The following is a 26,384-nucleotide window of genomic DNA, read 5'->3' as shown; positions in this document are numbered from 1 at the left end:
GCCGCCCCTATGCAATGGCTTACAGGTCGAACTGAACTTCATCCAGCAGTTTCACTGACTGGCTGTAGTTATCCGCAATCGCCTCAAGCGGCATTGGGTCATGCTTGTAGTCGCCCCAAGACGCCACCAGCTCAGACTGCTCAACACCCGGCTTCACCGGCTCTTCGAAGTTCACCTCAGCATACATATGCTGTGCTTTGTCTGACGTTAAAAATTCCATTAGTTTTAGCGCGTTTTCTTCGTTCGGTGCGTACTTCGCCATCGCCATGCCACTCACGTTCACGTGCGTACCGTAAGCATTCTGGCCTGGATAGTTCAAGTAAACCGCTTCCGCCCACGCTGTTTGTTCTTCGTCGTTCAGCATTTTGCCCAGGTAATAGCTATTACCTAGTGAGACGTCACACAGGCCTTCTTTGATCGCTTTCACTTGTGCACGATCATTGCCTTGTGGTTTACGTGCGAGATTGTCTTTTACGCCCTCAAGCCACTCTTTGGCTTTCGCTTCACCGTGGTTTTCGATGATAGCTGACACCAGAGAAACATTGTATGGGTGTTTGCCTGAACGGGTGCAAATCTTGCCTTTCCATTCTGGTTTTGCCAAGTCGAGATAATCAAAATCGTCACCCAGTTTGCCGACACGCTCGCGAGAAGAGTATACCGCACGTGCACGTGTGGTTAGCGCGACCCACTTATCTTCACTATCACGGAACTGCTCAGGCACGTTTTGATCGATGAGATCGCTTTGCACAGGCTGCACTACGTCTTGGTTTACCAGCTCTTTAAGGCGCGAGATATCAACGGTTAGCAGTACGTCAGCCGGGCTGTACTCTCCTTCTTGCTTGATCTTTTCCGCCATGCCTTTTTTAGCGAACTTAACATTCACTTCAATGCCGGTCTCTTCGGTAAACGCATCGAACATAGGCTCAATCAAGAAAGGTTGGCGATACGAGTAAACATTGACTTCTTCGGATGCGACCGCGGCGCTGGTTCCTAATAGGCTTGCGGTAATAGCCGAGGCAATCAGTAGTTTTTTCATCGTGGCAGTCCTTAAATATGATGATAAATGATAACGAATCTCAGTTTCGTTAGTATACAACTAATAACCTGGTGCTCAATATGATCCGAGGCAAAAAGAAAAAAACCTTACATTAAAAATGTAAGGTTTCGTTTCAGAGTCTAATCGAATTGCGTGTAACTGACTATTTTACGCTGACAAATTCGGGATATGCATCAATACCACAGTCGTGTAGATCCATCCCTGACATCTCCTCTTCTTCGGTGACACGGATCCCCATGGTGTTTTTCAGTACTAGCCACACGAGGAAACTTGCCGCAAACACCCAAGCAAAAATTACCGCCGCGCCCAGAAGCTGCGCACCAAACGTCGCTCCGGTGTTACTTAAAGGCACAACCATCAAGCCGAAGAAGCCACACACACCGTGCACGGAGATCGCACCGACAGGATCATCCACTTTTACCTTGTCTAGACCGATAATACTGAATACGACAATCACACCTGATACCGCACCGATAATCAGCGCTGCCACGGGTGAAGGCGATAAAGGATCCGCCGTGATGGCCACTAAGCCGGCTAACGCACCGTTAAGCACCATGGTCAAATCGGCTTTTCCCCAAAGGGTTTTACACACCAGCAAGGCTGCTATCGCACCGGCCGCCGCCGCCGCGTTGGTATTCAAGAAGATTTGTCCGACCGCCGTAGCGTTTTCAAAATCCGAGACCATCAGTTGTGAGCCACCGTTAAAACCAAACCAGCCGAACCATAAGATGAAGGTACCGAGTGTGGCCAGAGGCAGGTTTGAGCCAGGGATGGGATTGATTTTGCCATTTTTGCTGTATTTCCCTTTACGCGCCCCCAAGAGCAGGACACCTGCTAGGGCCGCAGCGGCACCGGCCATGTGAACAATCCCGGAGCCTGCGAAGTCGCTAAAGCCTGCTTCTGAAAGAAAACCACCGCCCCAGGTCCAGTAACCTTCAACCGGATAAATCACCGCGGTTAAGACGACAGAGAACACCAGGAATGCCCACAGCTTCATACGCTCAGCTACCGCGCCTGACACCACAGACATCGCGGTTGCCACAAACACCACTTGGAAGAAGAAGTCTGATTCAAGCGAGTGATCCGCGTCTGCCCCTTGCGTACCAATCAAGGTCCCAAAAGAAGGGACAAAGCCACCGCCACTGTTATCCACGTACATGATGTTATAACCCACCAACAGGTACATAGTGCACGCGATGGCGTAGAGGCAGATATTTTTGGTCAGTATCTCAGTGGTGTTTTTCGAGCGCACTAGGCCTGCCTCTAACATGGCAAAGCCAGCCGCCATCCACATCACTAACGCACCAGATAAAAGAAAGAAAAAGGTGTCGAGCGCGTAGCGCAATTCAGTCACCGTGTTTACCAGTTCCATTGTCTTTACTCCCTGTTTTTAAATTGCTTCCAGATCCATCTCGCCAGTACGGATCCGCACCGCCTGCTGAAGATCAAAGACGAAGATCTTCCCGTCGCCGATCTTGCCGGTTTGTGCGGCTTGAGCGATCGCATCCACCACACTGTCGACATGTTCGCTCTGCACAGCGATTTCTAATTTTACTTTGGGTAAAAAATCGACCTGATATTCAGCACCACGGTATAACTCTGTGTGCCCTTTTTGGCGGCCAAAGCCTTTCACCTCTGAGACAGTCATGCCGTCAATGCCAGCATCCGCCAACGCTTCACGTACGTCATCAAGCTTGAACGGCTTGATAATGGCGCTAATCAGTTTCATATCCTTCTCCTGCGTCCTTGTGTTTGCATCATCATCTAACTATCAAGAGCCGTGCCAAGATTTAAATCAATTAAAATCAACAACTTAAATTAAAAACACATGTAAGGGCGTTCATTTGCACCATTTAAGTGCGAATTATTCACCAACACCGCGCATGCCAAGGGGAACGATAGGCAATTGCACCAATGGGGAACATCGACACGAGAATAAGGAGAAAAAAACGAGGGGGAGATCTATCTATTCAAAGCACGCATAGGGGAATACGTGCTCATCCATGCATCGCTCACTCAGTGAACCTCAGCACTTAACGTCGACCGTAACGGGCAATGAAGTCTTGGTAAGCGTCCAACATCACTAAAAAATCTTGGTAACCACACGCCGCGTAACTTTCTTCATCGTAAAAGGTCAGCGCCTGCTCATTGAGCGTGGTTTGCGCATCATCCGAGGCAGGTTGCAGCATGGCATTCGCCACCACCACGACCTCATCACGATTGGCGGTAAGCGTGAACGTATGCCCGCGCCACTGCTGCTCTGATTCAAGTTGCTGCAGAGTATGTAGACAGGATGTCACTTGAGCCAGCTCAGTGCCGAGTTCATCCAATAGCCAACGTCCTATGGCTTCATGTCCCATAGAAAAAACAATCCGGTAGCTGTCATCAAAACTGTTGCGAGAAAATTCGTAATCCACACTGACCTCCAAATTTGGCACGCTATTGTCCTGCTTTTTGCCAGAATTGCCAAGCCGGGGCTGTCATCCAAATGTCACTTCAACCATACTTAAATGGAATAACAGTAGGCAGCAAAGGATAGGCAAATGCATATCGTGATCGCACCGGATTCATTTAAAGAAGGCCTTAGTGCTCGCCATGTTGCACAGGCGATTGAGGCTGGCATGGTGCCTATTTTACCTAACGCCCGTTTCTCGCAACTGCCAATGGCGGATGGTGGTGAGGGCTTTGCACAAAGCTTTCTCGATCAGCTTGGTGGCGAGCGCTATCACTGCGAGGTCACTGGGCCTGACTTTCGCTCGGTGACCGCCGAATTTGTTATCAATCGCGAACATCGTCTGGCCGTTATCGATGTTGCCAGTGCTTCAGGCCTTCCCTTAGTGCCACAGCACGCACGCCATCCTCGTCATACCACCAGCTTAGGGACCGGCGAACTGATTCGTGCCGCGCTTGACCATGATATTGACGAAATCATTATCGGCTTGGGGGGCAGTGCCACCAATGATGCCGGTGCAGGGATCCTAACCGCCCTCGGCGCCAAGCTTCTTGATGGCGCAGGCAAACCGATACCACCTACAGGAGAAGGGCTCGGCTCGCTGATGACTCTGGATCTTGACGGACTGGATGCTCGCCTTAACACGGTCAAACTCACTGCCGCCTGCGATGTCGATAACCCTTTATGTGGACCACATGGTGCCACTACCGTCTTTGGACCACAAAAAGGCGCCCGGGAAGAAGATATTCGAGACTTGGAGCAATACCTGCACCGCTTTGCCAGTATTTGCCACCTGCAATTAGGACAGTCCATTTGCCACTTTTCAGGCGCTGGCGCGGCTGGCGGGATGGGTGCAACACTCGGCGGATTACTTGGCGCGCAGCTTGAGCCCGGTGTCGACTTATTGCTCTCACGCACCCATGCCCACCACGTGTTAGCGCAAGCCGATTGGGTGATCACGGGCGAAGGCCGTGTCGATGGGCAAACGCAGCACGGCAAAGTGCCGGCTGCTATCGCCAGAATCGCACATGCCGATGATGTCCCTGTCATCGTGCTCGCCGGCAGTGTCGGTGACGATTGCGAAGCGCTTTATCAGACCGGTGTCACCGCAATCTTCCCCATTCAAGCGGGCCCTTGTGAATTGAGTGACGCGCTGATGAATAGCAAGAAAAACCTCATGCGCACCGGTGAAAACATAGCACGCTTGATCCGATTAGCCGGTTACACATGAGTGTTACCTAAAGGTTAAATCCAAAAAAGCGCCCCCTAACAACGGGGGCGCTTTCTGTGAGCCTGCGAGTAAAAGACGCTTATACCGCGGCTTTAATAATCACATCATCCGCTTTTTTGGTGTAGGCATCCATTTGATGGAAGTTGAGGTAGCGATAGGTATCGCTAGCGGTCGCATTAATTTGCTCCGCGTACTCAAGGTATTCCTCTCTGGTCGGAATACGGCCAAGGATCGCGCCGACAGCAGACAACTCCGCTGATGCGAGATAGACATTGGCGCCCGTACCCAGTCGGTTCGGGAAGTTGCGCGTCGAGGTCGACAGTACGGTAGACTTTTCTGCCACACGCGCTTGGTTACCCATACACAACGAGCATCCTGGCGTTTCTATGCGCACCCCTGCCCGGCCATAAATGCCGTAGTAGCCTTCGGCGGTGAGCTGATCTCTGTCCATCTTCGTCGGTGGTGCCACCCACATACGGGTAGATAAACTCCCTCCAAACTTGTCCAGCAGTTTACCCGCTGCGCGGAAGTGACCAATGTTGGTCATACAGCTGCCGATAAAGACTTCATCAACACTGTCGCCTGCGACATCTGACAAACTACGCGCATCATCGGGATCATTCGGCGCGCACAGAATTGGCTCTTTGATGTCAGCCAGATCGATTTCAAGCACATGCGCATACTCGGCATCTTTATCTGCTTCCATCAAGCTTGGGTTTTCCAGCCACTGTTGCATAGCTTGAATGCGGCGCTCGATGGTACGGCGATCGCCATAGCCCTCAGAGATCATCCACTTAAGCATCACAATGTTCGACTCTAAATACTCAGCCACAGAGTCTTGCGACAACTTAACGGTACAACCAGCCGCTGAACGCTCCGCTGATGCATCTGACAGCTCAAACGCCTGCTCAACCGTCAGGTGCTCAACCCCTTCGATCTCCAAAATACGGCCAGAGAACTCGTTAATCTTGCCCGATTTCTCCACCGTCAGCAGCCCTTTTTGAATGCCAAAGTAAGGGATAGCATGAACCAGGTCACGCAACGTCACCCCGGGTTGCATTTCGCCTTTAAAGCGTACCAATACGGACTCTGGCATATCCAAAGGCATGACCCCAGTTGCCGCGGCAAACGCGACCAAGCCAGAGCCTGCCGGGAAAGAGATCCCGAGGGGGAAGCGAGTATGTGAATCGCCACCAGTACCTACGGTATCAGGCAGCAGCATACGGTTGAGCCACGAGTGGATCACACCGTCACCGGGACGCAGCGCCACACCACCACGGTTCATAATAAAGTCTGGCAACGTATGGTGGGTTTCCACATCCACCGGCTTTGGATAAGCCGAGGTATGGCAGAACGACTGCATGGTCAAATCAGCGGTAAAGCCAAGGCAGGCCAAATCTTTCAGCTCGTCGCGCGTCATGGGCCCGGTGGTATCTTGTGAGCCCACGGTGGTCATTTTTGGCTCACAATAGGTGTTCGGGCGCACGCCCTCAACGCCACACGCTTTGCCCACCATTTTTTGTGCCAAGGTAAAGCCTTTGGTGGAATCAGCCACCGGACGTGGGCGACGGAACACCTCAGAGGGCTCAAGCCCTAAGCTTTCGCGGGCTTTATCGGTCAGTCCTCGGCCAATGATCAAGGGGATACGTCCACCCGCACGCACTTCATCGTACAGGATGTCCGTTTTTAGTTGGAAGGTAGATAGGACATCATCGGTGCCGTGCTTGCACACTTTGCCGTCGGCCGGATACAGGTCAATCACATCGCCCATGTTGAGCTTGCTCACATCAAGTTCAATCGGCAGAGCGCCCGCATCTTCCATGGTATTAAAGAAAATAGGCGCGATTTTGCCACCTAAACAAAAACCACCTGAGCGCTTGTTAGGGACGTTAGGAATATCGTGCCCCATAAACCACAACACCGAGTTAGTTGCCGACTTACGAGACGAGCCAGTACCGACCACATCACCGACATAAACCAGTGGATGACCTTTTTCTTCCAGCTTTTTCATTTGCTCGATCGGGCCAATCTCTCCTGGTTTGTCCGGCTGAATACCCTCGCGCTCGTTTTTCAGCATCGCAAGAGCATGTAAGGGAATATCTGGACGTGACCAAGCATCTGGCGCGGGTGACAAGTCATCGGTGTTGGTTTCACCCGAGACTTTGAACACCGTCAGTGTCACTTTTTCAGGAATTTGTGGTTTTTCCAGGTACCACTCAGCGTTCGCCCACGACGCCATCACCTGCTTAGCGTAGGCATTGCCTGCTTTCATTTTGTCTTCAACGTCGTAAAACGCATCGAACATCAATAAGGTATGAGACAGCACTTTCGCCGCAATGGGCGCAAGCTTGTCATCATCAAGTAAGGTGATCAGCGGCTCGATGTTGTAGCCACCTTGCATGGTGCCAAGTAATTCAGTGGCACGCTCGGGGCTAATCAAGGGTGATTGCGCCTCGCCTTTAGCTAGGGCGGCAAGAAAGCCGGCTTTCACGTAAGCGGCTTCATCCACACCGGGTGGGATTCGGTTTTCCAGTAAATAAACGAGGGTTTCTTCTTCGCCAGCGGGCGGGTTTTTCAGCAGTTCTATCAAACTGGCGGTTTGCTCAGCGTTAAGCGGTTTAGGCACAATACCCTGAGCGGCACGTTCTTCGACGTGTTTACGGTAGGCTTCAAGCACGACTATTTCCTCTTTTCTCGGTCAGATCGTGTGATCCAACATCCTTGGAAAGTGTTAGTACTCGTATCACGCTTATCCGGCGAAGTTTATTAAAATTTTCCAGCAAGACGAGGGTTCGAGCACGTAACCGCTGCGTGAGGATAGCATTTTTAACCTAAAATTAAAATCTACTCGTTTTGTGAAACATAATACTTAGGTCGTAGTGACGCGGTACGCTACTCCACACCTCTCGGTATAAGTTACCCAGAGCCTGTCGCGGTTGTCACTGATTCTACACCGCTTTTCGCCATCGCGCAGTGATCCGACTACCATTGCTTTGCGCCCTATCTCCCGCAAACGACGACGCACTTTTACCGCTTTATGTTGAAAGCGCGAGTAAAGTGTCATTTTTATCAATAACCCTGAGCAAAGGCTTCAATTTTATTGTTTCATGGTCGATACATAACCAATCATTCACACATATCTGCTAACTTAGATGTTAGTGCCATAAACATCATCACATTTTTGTCACGCTAACCTATCGTCTGTTAATAGACCCAATAGAGAGAAGGGCATGAAGCTAAAGCAACTCACGATCAAAAAAAAACTCGTGTTGGCATTTGTCTCCGCGGTGATCGCCTCCACCGCCATCATCAGTTATATGAGCTTAAGCCAAGCACGCGACATCATGGAAAAGCGCCTGTTAGAAAACGAGCTTCCCACCACCCTCACCCAGTTTAGAGATACCATTGATAGTGAGGTAAACCAGCTACAATCGGCCGCACGTCAGCTGGCTTCTAACCCTGTGATGCTAGATATCATCAACCAAGATATTACGTCTGCAGAAGAAACCCGCGTGATCAAACAGCTCAACGTATTACGTGAGCAATACGATTTGAATGATGCCTCCATTGCCAACCGCAACACCGGGCAGTATTGGAATCAGAACGGATTTTTACGGGTGTTAACGCGTGAAAAAGACAGTTGGTTTTACAACTTCCTCGACAGTGGCAATGCCACCATGGCCCAGGTATTCCAAGAGGATAATGGCGAGCTCAAACTGTTCGTCAACTTTCAACAGCTTAACGGTAAAGGATTAGCCGGTTTTTCACGCTCGTTGGAGGACATGACCCGCTTTTTGAATCAATTTAAAATTGAACAATCGGGTTTTGTCTTCTTGGTCAACGCTGACGGCCTAGTGCAACTGCACCGCGACACCAATCTAATGGGCGAGCAAACCTTAAGCGATATTTATGGTGGCCAAGCGCGCAGCTTGCTGCAAAAAGGCGATTTTAACCTGCTCGACACCCGTATTAATGGTGAAGAAGTCCTGCTGGCATCCAGTTATGTGCCCTCCATGGATTGGTTTGTTATCGCCGATGTCCCTGCCGAAGAGGTTTACGCGCCTCTCAATGAAACGCGCAATCAAATCCTGATGGTATCGGTCGTCGTCGGTCTCATTTTTATCGTCGTTGCCGTCTGGCTTGCCGCGACCATTACCAAACCCATCCAATATGTCGCCAACGTGTTCCGTGAAATTGGTGAAGGTGAAGGGGATCTGCGCCAACGCGTGGATATCAACAGCCAAGATGAGATTGGTCAACTCGCCTCTGGCTTTAATAGCTTTGTGGAGAAAATCCATCGTTTAGTCTCAGACGTTGCCCGCACCGGTGGTGAGTTGCGTAGTGCGGCCGAGCAAGTGTCATCACAAGCTGGCGCCACCCAATCACAAAGCGAGTATCAGCGAGATCGCACCGTGCAAGTGGTTACCGCCATCAATGAAATGGGGGCGACCGTTAATGAGATTGCAGGCAATGCCGCCAGTGCTGCCAGTGCCGCCAACCAAGCCTCTGATGATGCGGCAAGTGGCCAAGGCGTGGTGACCCCCAGGCACGAGATACCATCGCTCGCCTGGCTGATGACATGGAGAATATGTCGAAAGTGATCAGCGCCTTGGCTGAAAACACCGATTCGATTGGCGGTATTTTGGATGTGATCCGCGGTATCTCTGAGCAAACCAACTTGCTGGCGCTGAATGCGGCGATTGAAGCGGCGCGAGCCGGCGAGCAAGGACGTGGCTTTGCAGTTGTCGCCGATGAAGTACGCAGCTTGGCCAGTCGCACCTCTGACTCCACCGACGAAATCCAGACTATGATTGACCGCCTGCAGCAAGAAGCGCGCAACGCGGTAGATGCCATGGAACAAAGCCGCACCATGACCGCTGAAGGGGTCAATGCCTCCGATGAGGCGTCACAATCGCTCAATGCAATCAACGAGCAGATTGTACAAATCTCGGACATGAACACTCAGGTGGCCACCGCGACTGAAGAGCAGTCTACCGTGGTCAACGATATTAACCAAAATATCGAAGAGATTAACCACAGCTCACAGCAAACCGCTGATACCGCCAACACCATGGCAGAAGCGAGTGAGTCACTGCGCGATCTTTCCCAACGTCTGGATACCCTAGTAGGGAGCTTCAAGCTTTAAACCATTGCGATGCTACCGACTGACGCACTAAGCGGGCCTTGGCCCGCTTTTTTTGTTCAGGACCCACAGGGGTTCACAGGCACAAAAAAGCCCCGCATGGCGGGGCTGAGTCAGAAAAATATAAACGCGTGGTTTATTTCTTTTTCTTCGCTTTCGGGTTAGGCATATCGGTGATTGAGCCTTCAAACACTTCTGCAGCCAAACCAACCGATTCGTGCAAGGTTGGGTGAGCATGAACCGTCAGCGCGACATCTTCGGCATCACAACCCATCTCGATAGCAAGACCAATTTCACCCAGCAGCTCACCGCCGTTGGTACCCACGACAGCACCACCGATCACACGGTGCGTATCTTTATCGAAGATCATCTTGGTCAGACCGTCCGAACAATCAGACGCAATCGCACGACCTGAAGCGGCCCATGGGAAGGTTGCTACTTCGTAGTTAATGCCTTCTTCTTTACACTCTTTCTCAGTTTTACCGACCCACGCCACTTCTGGCTCAGTGTACGCAATCGATGGGATCACTTTTGGATCGAAGTAATGCTTCTTACCTGAGATAACCTCTGCCGCCACATGGCCTTCGTGTACACCTTTGTGCGCCAACATAGGCTGACCCACGATGTCACCGATCGCATAGATGTGCGGCACGTTGGTGCGCATCTGCTTATCAACATTGATAAAGCCGCGATCGTCAACTTCAACGCCAGCTTGGCCCGCATCAAGCAGTTTGCCATTCGGGCTACGGCCGATGGCAACCAAAACAGCGTCATAGCGAACAGGCTCTGCTGGGGCTTTTTTGCCTTCCATGGTGACGTAGATGCCGTCTTCTTTGGCTTCTACCGCGGTCACCTTGGTTTCCAGCATGAGGTTCATCTTCTTGCTGATGCGCTTGGTAAAGACTTTGATCACGTCTTTATCTGCCGCAGGGATCACCTGATCGCACATTTCGACCACATCAACCTGTGAGCCGAGTGCATGGTAGACGGTGCCCATCTCTAGGCCGATGATGCCGCCACCCATTAGCAGCATTTTTTCAGGTACTTCTTTGAGCTCAAGGGCGTCGGTGGAGTCCCAAATGCGTGGGTCATCATGCGGGATAAATGGCAGCTCGATAGGACGAGAGCCGGCCGCGATGATGGCATTATCAAAGTTGATGGTAGTGCTTTCTTCCCCTTCGACTAACAGGGTGTTGGCGCCAGTGAAACGGCCTGTGCCATTGACGACTGTCACTTTACGCTGCTTGGCCATACCGCCTAAGCCACCCGTCAGTTGGCTAATGACCTTATCTTTCCAAGAGCGGATCTTGTCGATATCGGTTTGTGGCTCACCGAATACCACGCCGTGCTCGGCCATGGCTTTGGCTTCTTCAATCACTTTGGCAACGTGAAGTAGGGCTTTAGATGGGATACAGCCGACGTTTAGACACACACCGCCAAGGTTGTTGTAACGTTCAACCAATACGGTTTCCAAACCTAGGTCGGCACAGCGGAAAGCGGCGGAGTATCCAGCAGGACCAGCGCCAAGGACGACGACTTGCGCTTTGATTTCTTTACTCATTCTGACCTCGTTATAGTCTTATTCCCTGACAGGCTAAGAGCGGTAATTTTTTTATTGTTGTGGGTATCTGGGAGCCACAGTTTACAGCCATGTTAATGGGCTGAAAAATAAAAACCCATAGCCTGTGAGCTGCACAACAATTCCCGACCGACCTTTGACCAGCCAGTCGGGTTGTTGGTATTGCGATTAGAGTACCAAACGGCGAATATCAGACAGTAGGCCGTTGAGGTAGCTAATAAAGCGCGCACCCTCGGCACCGTCAATCACACGGTGGTCGTAAGACAGTGACAGCGGCAGCATCAGGCGAGGTTCAAAGTCCTTACCGTTCCATACTGGCTTCATTTCTGACTTAGACACACCCAAGATAGACACTTCTGGCGCATTAACGATTGGCGTAAACGCCGTACCGCCAAGGCCACCTAGGCTAGAGATGGTAAAGCAACCACCTTGCATATCAGAGGCCGTTAGCTTACCGCCACGGGCTTTCTTCGATACCACCATCAGCTCTTCAGACAGCTCGTGAATGCCTTTCTTGTTCACGTCTTTAAAGACAGGCACGACCAGACCATTTGGCGTGTCAACCGCGATACCGATGTTGACATACTTCTTCATGATCAGGCTTTCACCGTCTTCAGACAGTGACGCGTTGAATGAAGGGAAAGCTTCCAGCGCTTTAGCAGCCGCTTTCATGATGAACACCAATGGGGTGATCTTCATGCCTGACTCTTTCTTCTTCTCGATCGCGTTTTGCTCTTTACGGAACGCTTCCACTTCAGTGATATCGGCGTTATCCCACTGCGTCACGTGCGGGATCATCACCCAGTTACGTGCCAGGTTCGCCCCCGAGATCTTCTTGATGCGAGACAGTGGTTTTTCTTCTGTTTCACCGAACTTGCTGAAGTCCACTTTCGGCCAAGGGAGCAGGCCAAGTGCACTGCCGTCGCCAGAGCCAGACGCTGCGCCAGATTCAAGACGCTTAAGCGCCTCTTTCACATAGCCTTGTACGTCTTCTTTCAGTACACGTCCTTTACGACCGGTGCCTTTGACTTTCGCCAAGTTAACACCGAATTCACGCGCGAGACGACGAACAACAGGTGACGCATGCGCGTATTCTTTGTTTTCAACAAACTCGTCTTTACCGGCGTCGGCTTTAGCTGCTGCAGGTGCTTCCGCTTTTGGTGCGGGTGCAGATTTTTCCTCTGCAGCAGGTGCAGGTGCCGCTGCTGGTGCCGCAGGTGCACTACCCGCCACCTCGAACACCATGATGTGCGAGCCGGTAGACACTTTATCGCCCGCGGCGATTTTGATTTCTTTCACTGTACCCGCAAACGGTGCCGGCACTTCCATTGACGCTTTGTCGCCTTCAACGGTGATCAAAGATTGCTCTTCTTCAACCGTATCGCCTACAGCGACCATGATGTCAGTCACTTCGACTTCATCACCGCCAATGTCAGGAACGTTGACGTCTTTTGATTCTGACGCAGCAGGGGCCGCAGGTGCAGCTTGGGCAGGTGCCTCGGCAGGGGCACTGCTGCCGACTTCAAACATCATGATCAAAGAGCCAGTTGAGACCTTGTCACCTGAAGCAATTTTGATCTCTTTAACGGTACCAGCAAACGGTGCCGGCACTTCCATTGACGCTTTGTCGCCTTCAACGGTGATCAATGATTGCTCTTCGTCGACGCTGTCGCCTACCGCGACCATGATGTCGGTCACTTCAACTTCGTCACCGCCGATATCAGGCACGTGCACTTCTTTGATTTCTGATGCAGCCGCTGGTGCTGCAGCAGGGGCAGCGGGAGCCGCCTCTTCCGCAGGAGCGCTTGATGCGGCACCTTCCGCTTCAAAGATCATCATCAAAGAGCCGGTGGTGACTTTGTCACCCTCGGCAATTTTAATTTCCTTGACCACACCCGCTTGTGATGCAGGGACTTCCATGGATGCTTTATCACCCTCAACGGTGATTAACGACTGCTCTTCTTCAACCTTGTCACCCACGCTGACAAGGATCTCAGTCACTTCTACTTCATCCGCACCGATGTCAGGTACATTAATCTCGATTGACATTATTTCAGCCTCTTACGCGAACAGCGGGTTTACTTTGTTGGTATCGATGTCGAATTTCTTGATCGCTTCTGCGACCACTTTCTTGTCAACATCGCCACGCTTAGCCAGCTCATTAAGTGCCGCTACAACCACATAGCCTGCGTTCACTTCAAAGTGACGACGAAGGTTTTCACGGCTGTCTGAACGGCCAAAGCCGTCAGTGCCCAGTACTTTGTAAGATTCAGCTGGGACAAACGCACGAACTTGGTCAGCATAGTTCTTCATGTAGTCAGTCGCAGCAATCGCTGGCTCTGTGCCCATCACGGTTTGGATGTAAGGCACTTTGCTTTCTGCATCTGGGTTCAGCATGTTGAAACGATCGACATCTTGACCATCACGTGCCAGCTCGTTGAACGAGGTCACGCTGTAAACGTCAGACGCCACACCGAACTCATCGCTAAGCAGTTTCGCCGCTTTACGCACTTCGGTCATGATGGTGCCAGAGCCCATTAGCTGGACTTTCGCTTTGTCGCCCGTATAGGTTTCCAACTTGTAGATACCTTTACGGATACCTTCTTCCGCGCCCTCAGGCATGGCTGGCTGATGATAGTTTTCGTTCATCAGCGTCAAGTAGTAGTAGATGTTTTCTTGGTCAGGACCGTACATGCGACGGATACCGTCTTGCATGATCACCGCCACTTCGTACGCGAAGGTTGGGTCGTAAGAAACACAGTTAGGTACCGTGCTTGCCAAAATATGGCTGTGACCGTCTTCGTGTTGTAGACCTTCACCGTTCAAGGTAGTACGACCGGCAGTCGCACCCAATAGGAAACCACGCGCTTGCTGGTCACCCGCCATCCACGCCATGTCGCCAACACGTTGGAAGCCGAACATTGAGTAGTAGATGTAGAATGGGATCATTGGCAGATCATTAGTGCTGTAAGAGGTCGCCGCCGCTACCCACGATGACATCGCGCCTAGCTCGTTGATCCCTTCTTGCAGTACTTGGCCGCCTTCGTCTTCTTTGTAGTAAGACACCACACCGCGATCTTCTGGGGTATAAGTCTGACCCTGCGGGTTGTAGATACCTACTTGACGGAACAAGCCTTCCATACCGAATGTACGCGCTTCGTCGGCAATGATAGGCACAATGTTCTTGCCAATGCTCTTGTCTTTCAGCAAGACATTCAAAGAACGCACAAAGGCCATCGTGGTGGAGATATCACGTTTCTGTTCAGACAGTAACGCCGAGAAATCGTCCAGTTTTGGCAATGTCAGTTCTTGCGTAAATTTCGGCAGACGCTGTGGAGTATAACCGTGAAGTGCCTTACGACGTGCGTGCAGGTATTCGTACTCGGCAGAGCCTTCTTCCAACTTCAGGTACTTCAGGTTTTGTACATCGTCGTCAGACAACAAGTCTTGTAGGCCAAGACGATCACGCATCGCGTGAACATGGGTCATGTCCATTTTCTTGACTTGGTGCGCGATGTTTTTCCCTTCAGCCGCTTCACCCATGCCATAACCTTTGACGGTTTTCGCCAAGATCACGGTTGGACGGTCATTGCACTCTTGTGCTGCTTTGAAGGCAGCAAACAATTTAGATGGCTCGTGGCCACCACGCTTAAGTGCAAAGATCTCTTCGTCAGTCATGTCTGCAACCAAGGCTGCGGTTTCTGGGTACTTGCCGAAGAAGTGTTCGCGGACGTAAGCGCCGTCTTTCGATTTGAACGTCTGGTAATCACCGTCGATGGTTTCATTCATCAACTGCAGCAATTTACCTGAGGTGTCTTTGGCCAGCAGTTTGTCCCAGCCAGAGCCCCAAACCACTTTGATCACGTTCCAGCCGGCGCCTTTAAAGAGGCCTTCCAGCTCTTGAACGATTTTACCGTTACCCATTACAGGACCATCAAGGCGCTGCAGGTTACAGTTAATCAAGAAGCAGAGGTTATCCAGGTTTTCACGGGCTGCGAATGACAACGCACCGCGTGACTCTGGCTCATCCATCTCACCGTCACCGAGGAACGCATAAACACGCTGCTCAGAGGTGTCTTTTAGGCCACGACCGTTGAGGTATTTGAGGAAACGCGCTTGATAGATAGACGCAATCGGACCCAGACCCATAGATACAGTTGGGAACTGCCAGAACTCAGGCATCAGTTTCGGGTGCGGATATGAAGACACCCCTTTGCCATCGACCTCCTGACGGAAGTTGTCGAGCTGCTCTTCGCTCAAGCGGCCTTCAACAAAGGCACGTGCATAGATACCTGGAGAAATATGACCTTGATAATACACCAGGTCGCCACCGTCTTTCTCGTTAGGCGCACGGAAGAAGTGGTTAAAGCAGGTTTCATAAAATGCCGCCGAAGACTGGAATGATGCCATGTGGCCACCCAGCTCTAAATCCTTCTTGGACGCACGCAACACGATCATGATTGCGTTCCAACGAATGATAGAACGGATACGGCGTTCCAGATTCACATCACCTGGGTAAGCAGGTTCTTGATCAGCAGGAATGGTATTTACATAGTTGGTGGTCACGCCCGTTGGCATGTCAACACCGTCCAAACGTGCTTGCCCTAATACTTGCTCCAGAAGGAACTGGGCACGTTCTACACCTTCTTCACGAACGACTGACTCAAGAGCTTGCAACCACTCTTGTGTTTCAAGTGCGTCCACGTCATGTTTCATGACTTCAGACATGGCGATCTATCCTTTCGTTGATTGACTCGTACAAAACAAACGTTGTCGCAGCTGCAGTGCCCTTCGCGTTTCTATCGGTGCGAATAAGGCTACTCCAACTCGTCCTTGCGTTGTTGAATTCGACGTAGAGACCGTTCGCGACGGCTTTCTTCTCGACCAAGATCCAACAGAGTTTCCTCAATGTAAGCCAAGTGCGCATGCGACGCTTGTCTGGCTTTTTCTGGTTCACCAGCGGTAATCGCATCCACTATCTCAGCTCGGTGTCGGCTGACGTTTTCCACCGTCTCTTGACGGCGATAAAGTAGCTCAAAATTTTGCAAAATATTCTGTTCCAGTAACGGCGCGAGACTGCGCATGATGTGAAGTAACACCACATTATGCGCCGCTTCCGTTACGGCAACGAGATACTGCATCACAGCCGAGGCTTCTGCCTCTAAGTCCCCATTTTGTTGTGCTTGACGAATGGCGTCATGACAGTCTTCAATGCGAGAAAAATCCTCTTCTGTTCCCCGTAATGCGGCAAAATAAGAAGAAATCCCCTCTAAAGCATGCCGTGACTCCAATAAATCAAGCTGGGTTTCTGGATGGTCCGCCAATAACTCTAGCAATGGCTCAGAGAAGCGTTGCCAAAGGCGTTCACTGACAAAGGTGCCGCCACCTTGCTTGCGCGTCAGTAGCTTTTTGACTTCAAGCCGTTGAATCGCTTCGCGCACTGACGGGCGAGACACATCAAATTGCGTCGCTAACTCTCGTTCAGGCGGTAACTTCTGGCCCGGAGACAAGGTCCCTTCCAGAATTAAGCCCTCGAGCTCTTTTTCAATTACATCCGAGAGTTTAGGTTGACGAATTCGCTGATATGCCATTGTATTTATTGACCATCTGCCCCCCAAGCTTGGCGCTTAGCTACAGAGATTGACTGATTGTAAATTGGTAAGACCAATTACTTTATTGATCCCTAAAGTTACCAGACAGCGGGTATTCTGTCCACCTGAACTTTGATTGACATCATGGAAACCTGTGTATTTTTAGCCTGACAGCCATGAATATCCCGTCCCTTTAAATTGGTCAGACCATTTAGTTCAGTCAATGCAATAGGCATCTAAATCAGTGCGTGTAACTTTTTCCAGTCAAACGCTACCCCAGGATCCGTTTTACGGCCTGGGGCAATATGTTGGTGTCCTGTGATTCGATCACGAGTAATGGCTGGGTAGGACTGCATCAGCGTCTGCGTGATCGCCGCTAACGATTGGTACTGCTGATCGGTGTATGGATGTGTGTCTGTGCCCTCTAGCTCAATACCGATAGAAAAATCGTTACATTGCTGCCGACCGTCAAAACACGAAGCGCCAGCATGCCATGCACGCGCACTGAATGGTACAAACTGGATCACACTTCCATCTCGTCGGATCAGTAGGTGGGCGGAGACGCGCAGCGATGCGATCTCGGCAAAGTAAGGATGTGCCGAGGGGTCGAGATGCCCCTGAAAAAACTGCTCAATATAGGGACCGTCGAACTGACCGGGCGGCAGACTGATGTTGTGGATCACCAGCAAGGAGATATCCTTGCTATCTGGGCGTGGGTTATGATGAGGAGACAGACAAGCGCGCGCGCCTACCAACCAATGATTGTCAATCTGTGAAAAAGACATATCCGATCCACTTGAGCAAAATCGCTACTTTATCTGGTCAGTCGGAAGATTGGAATACAAGCAACAACGCGCTTCAGGGTGATTTTTGGCGTAATACATGGCGGCATCGGCTTGATTCATCATTTGCTGTAGCTCGAGCCCATCCGTGGGGAAGCAACTTACGCCGATGCTAATGGTCAGTGACAAGGAGGTATCGGCAACCTGTATTGGCGCGTGCATTTCGTCTTGGATACGGGTGATCACTTCATTCAGCGCCGATTTATCCGCTAATAAGTCCAGCCAGACAATGAACTCATCTCCCCCCAAGCGGCCAACCAAATCAGAGCGACGCACGCATTGTTTCAAGCGATGACCGACCACTTTGAGAAGCTCATCACCGACCCCATGTCCGTAGGTGTCATTGACTTGCTTAAAATCATTTAAATCAATGAATAATAACGCCGCATTGGTTTGGGCGCGATTGGCCCGCATCACCGCCACCTCCACATGTGATTCAAACGCACGTCGGTTAAAGAGGCCCGTCAACTCATCGCGTTCAGCCAGGAATTTGAGTTGATGCTGCTGCTCACGAAGCTGTTGCGTTTGCCGTGCGACTTCTTCGCTCAACTGCTTTTTGTCCACCATGGTGTGGCTCAGTGCTCGCTTCATCTCATCAACATGATCAGCTAGCTCAGTCAGTTCATCCTTGTCAGTTAAGGTTAACTCCGTGGTCAGATCACCTTGCTTAATTTGCGTAATGGTCGAATGCAATACCTTTAGGCGACGAGTTAGTCGCCGCCGTAAGCGGGTCACGAAGATGGTCACCAACAAGGCTAAAACCACCAGCACGCCGCCATGCACAACCAACAGTTTTTTCTGTTGTTGTCCCGATTGGTGCATCACCTGCTGCCGTACCGAAAAGGCCGTTTCACTCATCGCCTGTAGCAACACATTGAAACGTGAGAACAGCATCAAACGCCCTTCATCCACGGAAGGGGCAACGCTTAACTGCCCGGCTGTTACTGACAATAGGCGGTCAATACTATTTGCCGCGAGCCGGATTGACTGCGCGGACTGCGGCGGTAACGCAAGTTCATCGCTGTCTAACTGCGCACGCAATGCATGGGTCGACTGATTCACATCTTGGCGCGTTTGCGCACTGGGATATTGACGATACAACCATAGACGGCCACGCAGGCTATCAATCTGAGAGTGTACCGCCATGATGCTGTCTAACCGTGACTGAATTTGATTTTGTTTATAAAAAAGTTCAACCGTAATTAACAGCGTGATAAAGGTGAGCGCCGTACAGGCATACACAACTATACTGAGCTGCTGACCGATCTTCATTCTAATAAACTCACTTTTTGCGTGGCCTCAACCAAGGGGCCTGGATTGAGTATATGGCGGAATGACGGCGTGCTCCCTTCCACTAAACCCGCTTCTTGCGCCCATCGCGCTTGGTTTTTTAACCGCAGTAGTAACGAATCATTCAATGAAAGGCGGAATAAGTAATCTTGCCATAGCCAGCTGAGTTTATCGTCTGACATGTCAAGATACGCGGAAACCTGTACTTTAGCCCGCTCTGGGTGTTGATGAATAAAGTTCACCGCGTCATCTAGCGCACTAACAACCCGTTGCATGTCCTGGTGCTGCTTGTTGACTAACAAGCGATCACTGACTAACAGAAAAGAGAGGCTGTGCAGACCTTTACTATCAAGCGAATGCACCGGCTGGTTGGACTGCTTGAGGAGCTGATAGCCGTAGGGCTCCCATATGGCTATCACATCCACCTTCTCGTCGAGAAGCGCTTTGGGCAGTGCTTCGGGAGGATAGCCAACTTTTTCCACCCGCTCTCTCGGAATGTCGTGCAATTGCAGCAAAGAGTCAAAGAAATACTCACTGGCACTCGACGCAACAATGCCCACGCGTGCATTGTCGAGCGCGTGCGCCAACGAGCCGCTAATCTCACGGTCAATAGACCAGAGTTTGACATCGTTATCTGACTCGACAAAGCTGGTTAGCACATTAAAATCATCGCGCTCAAAACTGTTAAACATCACCACCGTCTCTGAGGTAGTCGCTAAGTCCACCTCTCCTGACATTAAGGTTTGAAAACTCTTTACCCCGCCATGGACAGGCTTAAGCGTCATCGCAATACCATGCTTTTTAAATAGTCCCTGCTCTTTGGCCACAATAATCGGGGCAGACAGGGGGGTGAGCGAAACCGCAATAGCCAGTGATGATAATGGTTCGGACACTGGCGGCCTGAGTTGCTGCCACGTACGGAACCCAATAAACGCAATCGCTATCATGGCCACCAGGGCTAACCCTCGCTTCATCGCATCCCCTCTTTGACTGTTCCTGCCCAAAGTGTAGACAATTTAAAAGACAGACTATGATCAAAAAGGTAGACGAACGCAGGGAAACGAGAGAGAAAAGCTGCATTTCGTTATCACCAGCGTTATCATTCGACCACTTTTTTGATGACCGCGGTAAGCCATGATGACATCGACCCCTTTTCATGCTGTCCATGACAGCGAGCGCCGCCTGGCCTATCTTACCTCTCACCTCCGCGCCGACGTGACCCGCGCGGTGAACGACGCACTGCGAGAAGATCTGGGTGGCGACATCGACGCCAGCAAAGACATCACCGCTAGCCTGATCCCGGCCGACTCGGTATCCACCGCGACACTGATCACCCGAGAAGATGGCGTTTTCTGTGGCCGTGCCTATGCGGATGAAGTTTTTCATCAGCTCGGTGGCGACGTCACCTTGACGTGGCATGTTGCCGATGGCGACGCCATCACCGCCAATCAATCGCTGTGTACCTTACAAGGCCCCTCGCGTGTTTTGTTGACCGGTGAACGCAATGCGATGAACTTTATCCAGACCTTGTCAGGCTGCGCCAGTAAAACGGCAACCTATGTGGCAGCGCTCAACGGCACCCACACCAAATTGCTCGACACGCGTAAGACCATTCCGGGACTGCGCAGTGCACTCAAATATGCTGTCGCTTGTGGCGGCGGACACAATCACCGTATTGGTGTGTTTGATGCGTATTTGATCAAAGAGAATCATATTCTCGCCTGTGGCGGGATTGCCAATGCGGTGCAAGAGGCTCGTCGTCTGAATCCAGATAAACCGGTGGAAGTAGAGACAGAAAATCTGGATGAGCTAAAACAAGCCATTGAGGCGGGTGCCGATATTGTGATGCTGGATAACTTTAGCGTGCCGATGATGCGCGAAGCGGTTGCCTTAAATCAAGACCGTGTGGCGCTAGAAGTCTCGGGGAACGTCACGCTCGAGACGTTGGCAGAATACGCCGCCACCGGAGTGGATTATATTTCCGTGGGGGCGCTTACCAAGCACGTGACTGCGCTCGATTTATCCATGCGTTTTAAATAATACATGTATTAACGCAGAATCGACCAGGCCGCCACGATGGGCGGCCTTTTTATCACTCTTTCGTGACAAAAAATTTGTGGTGAGTCGAACACTAGATTAGAAAAAAATACTGTTACATCCAGCTTTTACCCTTCAGTCTCAAACTCATCTCTTCCCTCTTTTTTGCGCCACGCTCACAAGCGTAAAGTCACTGCACTCGCGGCCACCGCGTTGGCGGCCCACCATGATGGAAAGGAGATAAATAGGATGCAAAAGCAACAAGGGTTTAGTTTGATTGAGTTACTGGTGGTATTAGGCATTATTGGCGCCCTAACTGCCATCGCCATTCCGCAATACCAAAAGTATCAAGATAAAGCCAAAGTCACTGCCGCAATTGCCACGTTAACCAATATGCGCTCCGTGGTAGAAGCGCATATTATGGAAGAGGGTAAGTTCCCAGAAAGTGATAAAAGAGGCGACCTTGGTATTCCTGATGATGTAACGTTCACTGAGACTAGTGGCGTTAAGGGAAACATGAACATAGCCGTGCAGGGGATGCCGGAAGGTAATAAAGTCACACTCTTACGGTCCCCTGAAGGCAAGTGGACGTGCGAGCAACCGGCAACAAATATTAAAGTCGATGGTTGCAGCAGTAAGTCGGGTACCAAAAAGCCAACACCTTAAGCGAATATAAAACAGGGACTCACGATGCTCCCAACCGCTACGTTGTATCAAGCCGGTTTATTGACCGATGTCCAGCGCCATGCGTTGGGCATTGGCGATGGCACACCGCTTAGCGTCTCCCGTTTACTCGATGCCGGGGTTGACCCCACCGCGCTCGCCCACACTCTCGCGAGTCAGCACCACCTGCCTTTTTCGGAAAGCCATCAGTACCCGTTTAAAGACACCTGTTATGCCCTAGATAGGCGCGATTTGATTCAGCGCCATCAAGTGTTGCCGCTGGCCCAGCAAGGCAAAGAGCTGTTGCTCGGCGTCAGTGACCCAGATAACACGGAGGCGGTCGCCGACTTTCGCTTTTCTACTGGGCTCAATGTCCGTTTAGTGGTACTCAGTCAGCCGGATTTGGATGCCGCGCTGCGCCACTTATACGGCGCAGATATCGATGGCACCGGCGATGGCATCACCATCAGTGATCAAGACTTAGCCGCCCTGACCGTCACCGATAGCCCACAAGAAGACAGCGCTGAGCTACAAAGTGATCAGGCGCCGATCAGTCGTTACATTCAACAGATATTGGTGGATGCGGTACGTAAAAACGCCTCCGACGTACACTTCGAGCCCTTTGAACATCACTACCAAATTCGCTTTCGCCAAGACGGTTTATTGCACACCTATGCCCACCCTCCTGCGGGGGTCTCGCGGCGGCTGTCGACTCGACTCAAAATCTTGGCCCAACTCAATATTGCCGAACGACGTTTACCACAAGACGGGCGCATTAAGCTGACCCTCACTGCCGATCACACCGTCGATATGCGCGTCTCCACCTTACCGACCGTTTGGGGCGAGAAGGTGGTGGTTCGCTTGTTGAATAATGGCCAGCAGCAACTGACGCTACATGATTTAGGCTTAACCGAATGGCAGCGCCAGCACTATCAAGACGCATTGGATAGGCCGCAAGGGATGGTTTTGTTTACCGGCCCAACGGGAAGCGGCAAAACCGTCTCTTTGTATAGTGGGCTCAGGTATCTCAACCAGCCGCAGCGTAATATTGCCACCGTCGAAGATCCGGTTGAGATCCAGCTAGAAGGCATCAATCAAGTCAATGTTAATCCTAGCATCGGTTTAGATTTCGCCACCGCACTCCGTGCCTTTTTGCGCCAAGATCCCGATGTGGTGATGGTGGGAGAAATACGCGATCTCGACACCGCTGAGATCGGGATCAAGGCCGCGCAAACCGGTCACCTGGTGTTATCAACGCTGCATACCAATTCGGCGGCCGAAAGCATCACCCGTTTATCCCATATGGGCATTGCGCCCTACAACCTTGCCAGCTCTCTAACTTTGGTGGTGGCTCAGCGTTTGGTACGCCGTTTATGCCCTGTTTGTAAACAGCCGCACCCATCTGATGACCCACGCATTCAGTATTTAGCCAACCTCTATCCAAGCTTAACCCCAAGCACGCTCTACCAAGCCAATCCCCACGGCTGTTACCAGTGCTATCAGGGTTATCAAGGACGGACTGGGGTGTACGAAGTGCTCCCCGTGACAGAAAAGATAACCAGCGCCATTTACCGAAATGCCAGCGCGGTGGAACTCACTCAACTGGCCACCGAAGAAGGTATGTGGCGATTGGCCGAGTCTGGGGTTGCCAAACTCAACCAAGGGATCACCAGCATCCAAGAGCTTACCCGCATTATTCAGCTTGCCTAAGGAGTCTGCATGGCCAAATCCACCCTGTTTATCTTTCATTGGCGTCAAGCCGCCGCCCGTGGTGAAAAAAAAGGGCAGGTGTTCGCCTACACAGAGCGAGACGCACGCCAAGAGCTAGCGAACCAATCTATCGTCCCCAGCCGCCTCATACGCCGCCGGCTATCGAGCTTTCAGCAGCGTCGTCATAAAGCCAAGGCAGCGGATATCACCCAGTTTTCACGTGATCTCACCACCTTGCTTGAGTCTGGGATCCCTATCGTACAAGCCCTGAACCTCATGGCGCTCAATCAGGTCAAAGCCGAAATGCGCTTGCTGGTGCGTCATATTCGCCAGCAACTGGAGGCGGGAACCAATTTGAGTGAGGCGCTAGCGCACGCGAGCCCCTTGTTTGATCGCTTTTATTGCGATTTAGTCGCAACGGGTGAGCAAACCGGGCAACTGCCGGAGATTTTTGCTCGCTTAACCCTATACCGTGAAAAGCAGGCGTTACTTCGCAGTAAAGTCATCAAAGCCATGATTTATCCCAGCATCGTGGTCAGCGTGGCCTTGGGCGTCAGTGCCTACCTGCTGGTGTCCGTGATCCCGAAGTTTAAACGTATTTTTGATTCCTTCGGGGCCGATTTGCCTTGGCTGACCCAACAAGTGCTCGCCTTATCCGACATTGTGAGCCAGCACGCGTTGACCATCACGCTGATCGTGGCGGGTCTTGCCGCCGCGCACCAGTTGCTACAGCGTAAAAACACGACCTACCAATATCACTATCATCGCTGGCTACTCCGACTGCCCGTCATTGGTGAAGTGGTGAGCAAAGCCTGCATCGCCAAGTTTTCCCGTACTCTAGCCACCACGTTTAGTGCCGGTATTCCGTTACTCTCTGGCTTACAAGCCGCGACGAAATCCATGACCAACGCGTATTATGTCCACGCACTCAAGGCGGTGTATCAGCACACGGCCACTGGTATTCCGCTTTATCAAGCCTTGCGTGACAGTAACAGCTTCCCCGTGATGGTGACGCAAATGGTGATGATCGGCGAAGAGTCGGGGTCGCTCGATAATATGCTCAACCGCATCGCACAAATCTATGAAGCCGAAGTCGACAACACCGTAGACAACCTCGGTAAAATCATCGAGCCCCTGTTAATTTTAGTACTCGGGCTATTGATTGGCGGCTTAGTGGTGGCCATGTACTTACCCATTTTCAATCTGATGTCTGTTCTTGGCTAGCCAAGATAGAGTCTGACACCGCAAGGCGCTATGATGCGCACAAGGTTAATGCCCAGAAGGTCCCATGTTGATATTCTCATCACCGTTATTCATTTTTTTTGCTGGCTTATTTGGTCTGATTATCGGTAGCTTTTTAAATGTGGTCATCGCACGCGTGCCCATTATGATGGAACGCCGTTGGCGTCAAGAATGCTTGGCGACGTTTCCCGATGCTGACATTGACGCGCCTGATGCGCAGCGCTTTGATTTGTGTTTTCCCGCCTCACACTGCCCAACGTGCCAGCAGCCGATTGCCTGGTACGATAATATTCCTTTGCTCAGTTGGCTGATGTTAAAAGGCCGCTGCCGTCAGTGTGGCACGGCGATCAGTCCACGCTACCCACTGGTCGAGGTCACCAGTGCTATTGTCTGTGTGTTACCGGCATGGCTTATTTCCTCACCGGCATGGGCCATCGCGGTGATGGCGGCAAGTCTCACCTTGCTGGCGCTGACTCTCATTGATTGGGAAACCCTGTTGCTGCCCGACCAACTCACCTTACCCTTAATGTGGGCCGGAATCGGCCTCGCTCTCTGCGGCATCAGTCCTATCACCCTCAGTGAAAGTGTCATTGGTGCTATGGTCGGTTATGTCAGCCTTTGGAGCCTCTTTTGGGCCTTTAAACTTACCACTGGCAAAGAAGGCATGGGCTATGGTGATTTTAAACTGTTTGCGGCACTGGGCGCTTGGGTCGGTTGGCAAGCTTTGCCGCTACTGATTTTATTCGCCTCACTCAGTGGCGCTATCGTTGGGGGATTATTGCTTCGCCAACAACAAAAGAGCCTGCAGCACGCGTTTGCCTTTGGCCCCTTTATTGCCGTCGCAGGTTGGCTAAGTCTGCTTTGGGGCGATAGCCTGTTACACTGGTATCTTTCACACATTCTAGGAGTGCGCTAATGACCGTTGTGGTCGGGTTAACCGGAGGGATTGGCAGTGGTAAAACCACGGTTGCCAATCGTTTTGCCGCCAAGGGCATTGATATCATTGATGCCGATGTGATCGCTCGTGAGGCGGTTGCGCCCGGTAGTGACGGTCTGGCCGCGATTGTCGCGCGTTTTGGCACACCAGCATTAAATCCAGATGGCAGCCTAGATCGTGCCTGGCTTCGTGAGCGGGTGTTTAGTCATCCAGACGACAAGCAATGGCTCGATAACCTGCTTCACCCCATGATCCGCCAACGCATGATCCAAGCCTGTGCGCAGGCCAGTTCAGCGTATTGTTTGCTTGTGGTGCCCTTGTTAGTAGAGAATAACCTGACGTCATTGGCGCAACGAGTGTTGGTCGTCGATGTGGACGAGCAAACACAAATCGCGCGCACGCTCGCCCGTGATCACGTGAGTGAACAACAAGTTCACGCGATTTTGGCCGCACAAGCCAGTCGCGCACAACGCCTCGCCGTCGCCGATGATGTGATCGATAATACGCAAACCGAAGCGGAACTTGATCGACAAGTTGATGCCTTACATCACACGTATTTAACCTTGGCAACCCAGGCAAACGCCGACCCATAGTCGGACAGGACAGCTAA

The 26,384-nt window shown here is 51.4% G+C and carries 19 protein-coding genes and 1 pseudogene; 8 read left to right on the top strand and 12 right to left on the bottom strand.

Annotated elements, in window-relative coordinates:
- Positions 1-19 precede the first annotated feature (19 nt).
- From FCN78_RS02275 to FCN78_RS02260, 4 genes are all read right to left on the bottom strand, one after another.
- Entirely contained in the window at positions 20-1,036 is a 1,017-nt protein-coding gene (locus tag FCN78_RS02275) for a Fe(3+) ABC transporter substrate-binding protein (protein ID WP_077659067.1), read from the bottom strand.
- A 163-nt stretch (positions 1,037-1,199) separates the two neighbouring features.
- Complete coding sequence (locus FCN78_RS02270; protein WP_069363378.1) at positions 1,200-2,429, bottom strand: ammonium transporter; 1,230 nt, start codon at positions 2,427-2,429, stop codon at positions 1,200-1,202.
- An 18-nt stretch (positions 2,430-2,447) separates the two neighbouring features.
- Positions 2,448-2,786, bottom strand: a complete 339-nt coding sequence (locus FCN78_RS02265; protein WP_069363377.1) for a P-II family nitrogen regulator — start codon at positions 2,784-2,786, stop codon at positions 2,448-2,450.
- Between the two features lie 304 nt (positions 2,787-3,090).
- Entirely contained in the window at positions 3,091-3,474 is a 384-nt protein-coding gene (locus tag FCN78_RS02260; RefSeq protein WP_069363376.1) for a YacL family protein, read from the bottom strand.
- Positions 3,475-3,600: 126 nt separating this feature from the next.
- Here FCN78_RS02260 and FCN78_RS02255 point away from each other — a divergent pair, with 126 nt between their 5' ends.
- Complete coding sequence (locus tag FCN78_RS02255) at positions 3,601-4,740, top strand: glycerate kinase (protein ID WP_077659066.1); 1,140 nt, start codon at positions 3,601-3,603, stop codon at positions 4,738-4,740.
- Positions 4,741-4,819: 79 nt separating this feature from the next.
- Here FCN78_RS02255 and acnB read toward each other — a convergent pair whose 3' ends face one another.
- Entirely contained in the window at positions 4,820-7,417 is a 2,598-nt protein-coding gene (gene acnB / locus FCN78_RS02250) for a bifunctional aconitate hydratase 2/2-methylisocitrate dehydratase (protein WP_077456505.1), read from the bottom strand.
- A gap of 553 nt (positions 7,418-7,970) precedes the next feature.
- Between acnB and FCN78_RS02245 the strand changes: the two are divergent.
- Positions 7,971-9,886 (top strand): annotated as a pseudogene (locus FCN78_RS02245) (methyl-accepting chemotaxis protein).
- Between the two features lie 133 nt (positions 9,887-10,019).
- On the opposite strand, the gene lpdA reads toward FCN78_RS02245, so the two are convergent.
- From lpdA to FCN78_RS02205, 7 genes are all read right to left on the bottom strand, one after another.
- Positions 10,020-11,444, bottom strand: a complete 1,425-nt coding sequence (lpdA, locus tag FCN78_RS02235) for a dihydrolipoyl dehydrogenase (RefSeq protein WP_077659065.1) — start codon at positions 11,442-11,444, stop codon at positions 10,020-10,022.
- A 186-nt stretch (positions 11,445-11,630) separates the two neighbouring features.
- On the bottom strand, positions 11,631-13,511 hold the full coding sequence (gene aceF, locus FCN78_RS02230; RefSeq protein WP_077520851.1) for a pyruvate dehydrogenase complex dihydrolipoyllysine-residue acetyltransferase: 1,881 nt from the start codon (positions 13,509-13,511) through the stop codon (positions 11,631-11,633).
- Between the two features lie 12 nt (positions 13,512-13,523).
- A complete protein-coding gene (gene aceE, locus FCN78_RS02225) occupies positions 13,524-16,190 on the bottom strand; it encodes a pyruvate dehydrogenase (acetyl-transferring), homodimeric type (RefSeq protein WP_077456497.1) in 2,667 nt (888 codons plus the stop codon).
- 89 nt (positions 16,191-16,279) lie between these two features.
- Entirely contained in the window at positions 16,280-17,053 is a 774-nt protein-coding gene (pdhR, locus tag FCN78_RS02220) for a pyruvate dehydrogenase complex transcriptional repressor PdhR (RefSeq protein ID WP_046073985.1), read from the bottom strand.
- A gap of 236 nt (positions 17,054-17,289) precedes the next feature.
- A complete protein-coding gene (gene ampD / locus FCN78_RS02215) occupies positions 17,290-17,838 on the bottom strand; it encodes a 1,6-anhydro-N-acetylmuramyl-L-alanine amidase AmpD (protein WP_077456495.1) in 549 nt (182 codons plus the stop codon).
- Positions 17,839-17,862: 24 nt separating this feature from the next.
- Positions 17,863-19,167 carry a diguanylate cyclase domain-containing protein gene (locus FCN78_RS02210; protein WP_077456493.1) on the bottom strand — a complete coding sequence of 435 codons (1,305 nt, stop codon included), beginning with the start codon at positions 19,165-19,167 and terminating at the stop codon, positions 17,863-17,865.
- Positions 19,164-20,159, bottom strand: coding sequence for an ABC transporter substrate-binding protein (locus FCN78_RS02205; protein ID WP_077659064.1), 996 nt, complete (start codon positions 20,157-20,159; stop codon positions 19,164-19,166). Before FCN78_RS02205 ends, FCN78_RS02210 begins: the two co-directional genes overlap by 4 nt.
- Before the next feature lie 160 nt (positions 20,160-20,319).
- Here FCN78_RS02205 and nadC point away from each other — a divergent pair, with 160 nt between their 5' ends.
- From nadC to coaE, 6 genes are all read left to right on the top strand, one after another.
- Positions 20,320-21,225, top strand: coding sequence for a carboxylating nicotinate-nucleotide diphosphorylase (nadC, locus tag FCN78_RS02200; protein ID WP_106407178.1), 906 nt, complete (start codon positions 20,320-20,322; stop codon positions 21,223-21,225).
- 246 nt (positions 21,226-21,471) lie between these two features.
- A complete protein-coding gene (locus FCN78_RS02195) occupies positions 21,472-21,888 on the top strand; it encodes a pilin (protein WP_077659063.1) in 417 nt (138 codons plus the stop codon).
- Between the two features lie 24 nt (positions 21,889-21,912).
- The gene (pilB, locus tag FCN78_RS02190; RefSeq protein ID WP_077659062.1) at positions 21,913-23,595 is read left to right on the top strand and encodes a type IV-A pilus assembly ATPase PilB; all 1,683 of its coding nucleotides are present in this window, start codon (positions 21,913-21,915) and stop codon (positions 23,593-23,595) included.
- 9 nt (positions 23,596-23,604) lie between these two features.
- Positions 23,605-24,819 (top strand): type II secretion system F family protein, encoded by a 1,215-nt coding sequence (locus FCN78_RS02185; protein ID WP_069363365.1) that lies wholly within the window; start codon positions 23,605-23,607, stop codon positions 24,817-24,819.
- A 64-nt stretch (positions 24,820-24,883) separates the two neighbouring features.
- The gene (locus FCN78_RS02180) at positions 24,884-25,753 is read left to right on the top strand and encodes a prepilin peptidase (RefSeq protein WP_077659061.1); all 870 of its coding nucleotides are present in this window, start codon (positions 24,884-24,886) and stop codon (positions 25,751-25,753) included.
- Complete coding sequence (gene coaE, locus FCN78_RS02175; RefSeq protein ID WP_077659060.1) at positions 25,753-26,367, top strand: dephospho-CoA kinase; 615 nt, start codon at positions 25,753-25,755, stop codon at positions 26,365-26,367. Before FCN78_RS02180 ends, coaE begins: the two co-directional genes overlap by 1 nt.
- Positions 26,368-26,384 lie beyond the last annotated feature (17 nt).

This window comes from Salinivibrio kushneri, assembly GCF_005280275.1.
In the GTDB taxonomy this organism is placed as follows: domain Bacteria; phylum Pseudomonadota; class Gammaproteobacteria; order Enterobacterales; family Vibrionaceae; genus Salinivibrio; species Salinivibrio kushneri.
Note: the sequence above shows the minus strand (reverse complement) of the source record. Positions and strands in the feature narration are given on the sequence as shown.

Bases quoted from the DNA above. Each gene is read 5' to 3' on its own strand.
- coaE (WP_077659060.1), top strand. From the start codon at position 25,753: ATGACCGTTGTGGTCGGGTTAACCGGAGGGATTGGCAGTGGTAAAACC.
- lpdA (WP_077659065.1), bottom strand. From the start codon at position 11,444: ATGAGTAAAGAAATCAAAGCGCAAGTCGTCGTCCTTGGCGCTGGTCCT.
- nadC (WP_106407178.1), top strand. From the start codon at position 20,320: ATGATGACATCGACCCCTTTTCATGCTGTCCATGACAGCGAGCGCCGC.
- FCN78_RS02255 (WP_077659066.1), top strand. From the start codon at position 3,601: ATGCATATCGTGATCGCACCGGATTCATTTAAAGAAGGCCTTAGTGCT.
- aceF (WP_077520851.1), bottom strand. From the start codon at position 13,511: ATGTCAATCGAGATTAATGTACCTGACATCGGTGCGGATGAAGTAGAA.
- FCN78_RS02270 (WP_069363378.1), bottom strand. From the start codon at position 2,429: ATGGAACTGGTAAACACGGTGACTGAATTGCGCTACGCGCTCGACACC.
- FCN78_RS02195 (WP_077659063.1), top strand. From the start codon at position 21,472: ATGCAAAAGCAACAAGGGTTTAGTTTGATTGAGTTACTGGTGGTATTA.
- pilB (WP_077659062.1), top strand. From the start codon at position 21,913: ATGCTCCCAACCGCTACGTTGTATCAAGCCGGTTTATTGACCGATGTC.
- aceE (WP_077456497.1), bottom strand. From the start codon at position 16,190: ATGTCTGAAGTCATGAAACATGACGTGGACGCACTTGAAACACAAGAG.
- FCN78_RS02180 (WP_077659061.1), top strand. From the start codon at position 24,884: ATGTTGATATTCTCATCACCGTTATTCATTTTTTTTGCTGGCTTATTT.
- pdhR (WP_046073985.1), bottom strand. From the start codon at position 17,053: ATGGCATATCAGCGAATTCGTCAACCTAAACTCTCGGATGTAATTGAA.
- FCN78_RS02185 (WP_069363365.1), top strand. From the start codon at position 23,605: ATGGCCAAATCCACCCTGTTTATCTTTCATTGGCGTCAAGCCGCCGCC.
- ampD (WP_077456495.1), bottom strand. From the start codon at position 17,838: ATGTCTTTTTCACAGATTGACAATCATTGGTTGGTAGGCGCGCGCGCT.
- FCN78_RS02275 (WP_077659067.1), bottom strand. From the start codon at position 1,036: ATGAAAAAACTACTGATTGCCTCGGCTATTACCGCAAGCCTATTAGGA.
- FCN78_RS02210 (WP_077456493.1), bottom strand. From the start codon at position 19,167: ATGAAGATCGGTCAGCAGCTCAGTATAGTTGTGTATGCCTGTACGGCG.
- FCN78_RS02265 (WP_069363377.1), bottom strand. From the start codon at position 2,786: ATGAAACTGATTAGCGCCATTATCAAGCCGTTCAAGCTTGATGACGTA.
- FCN78_RS02205 (WP_077659064.1), bottom strand. From the start codon at position 20,159: ATGAAGCGAGGGTTAGCCCTGGTGGCCATGATAGCGATTGCGTTTATT.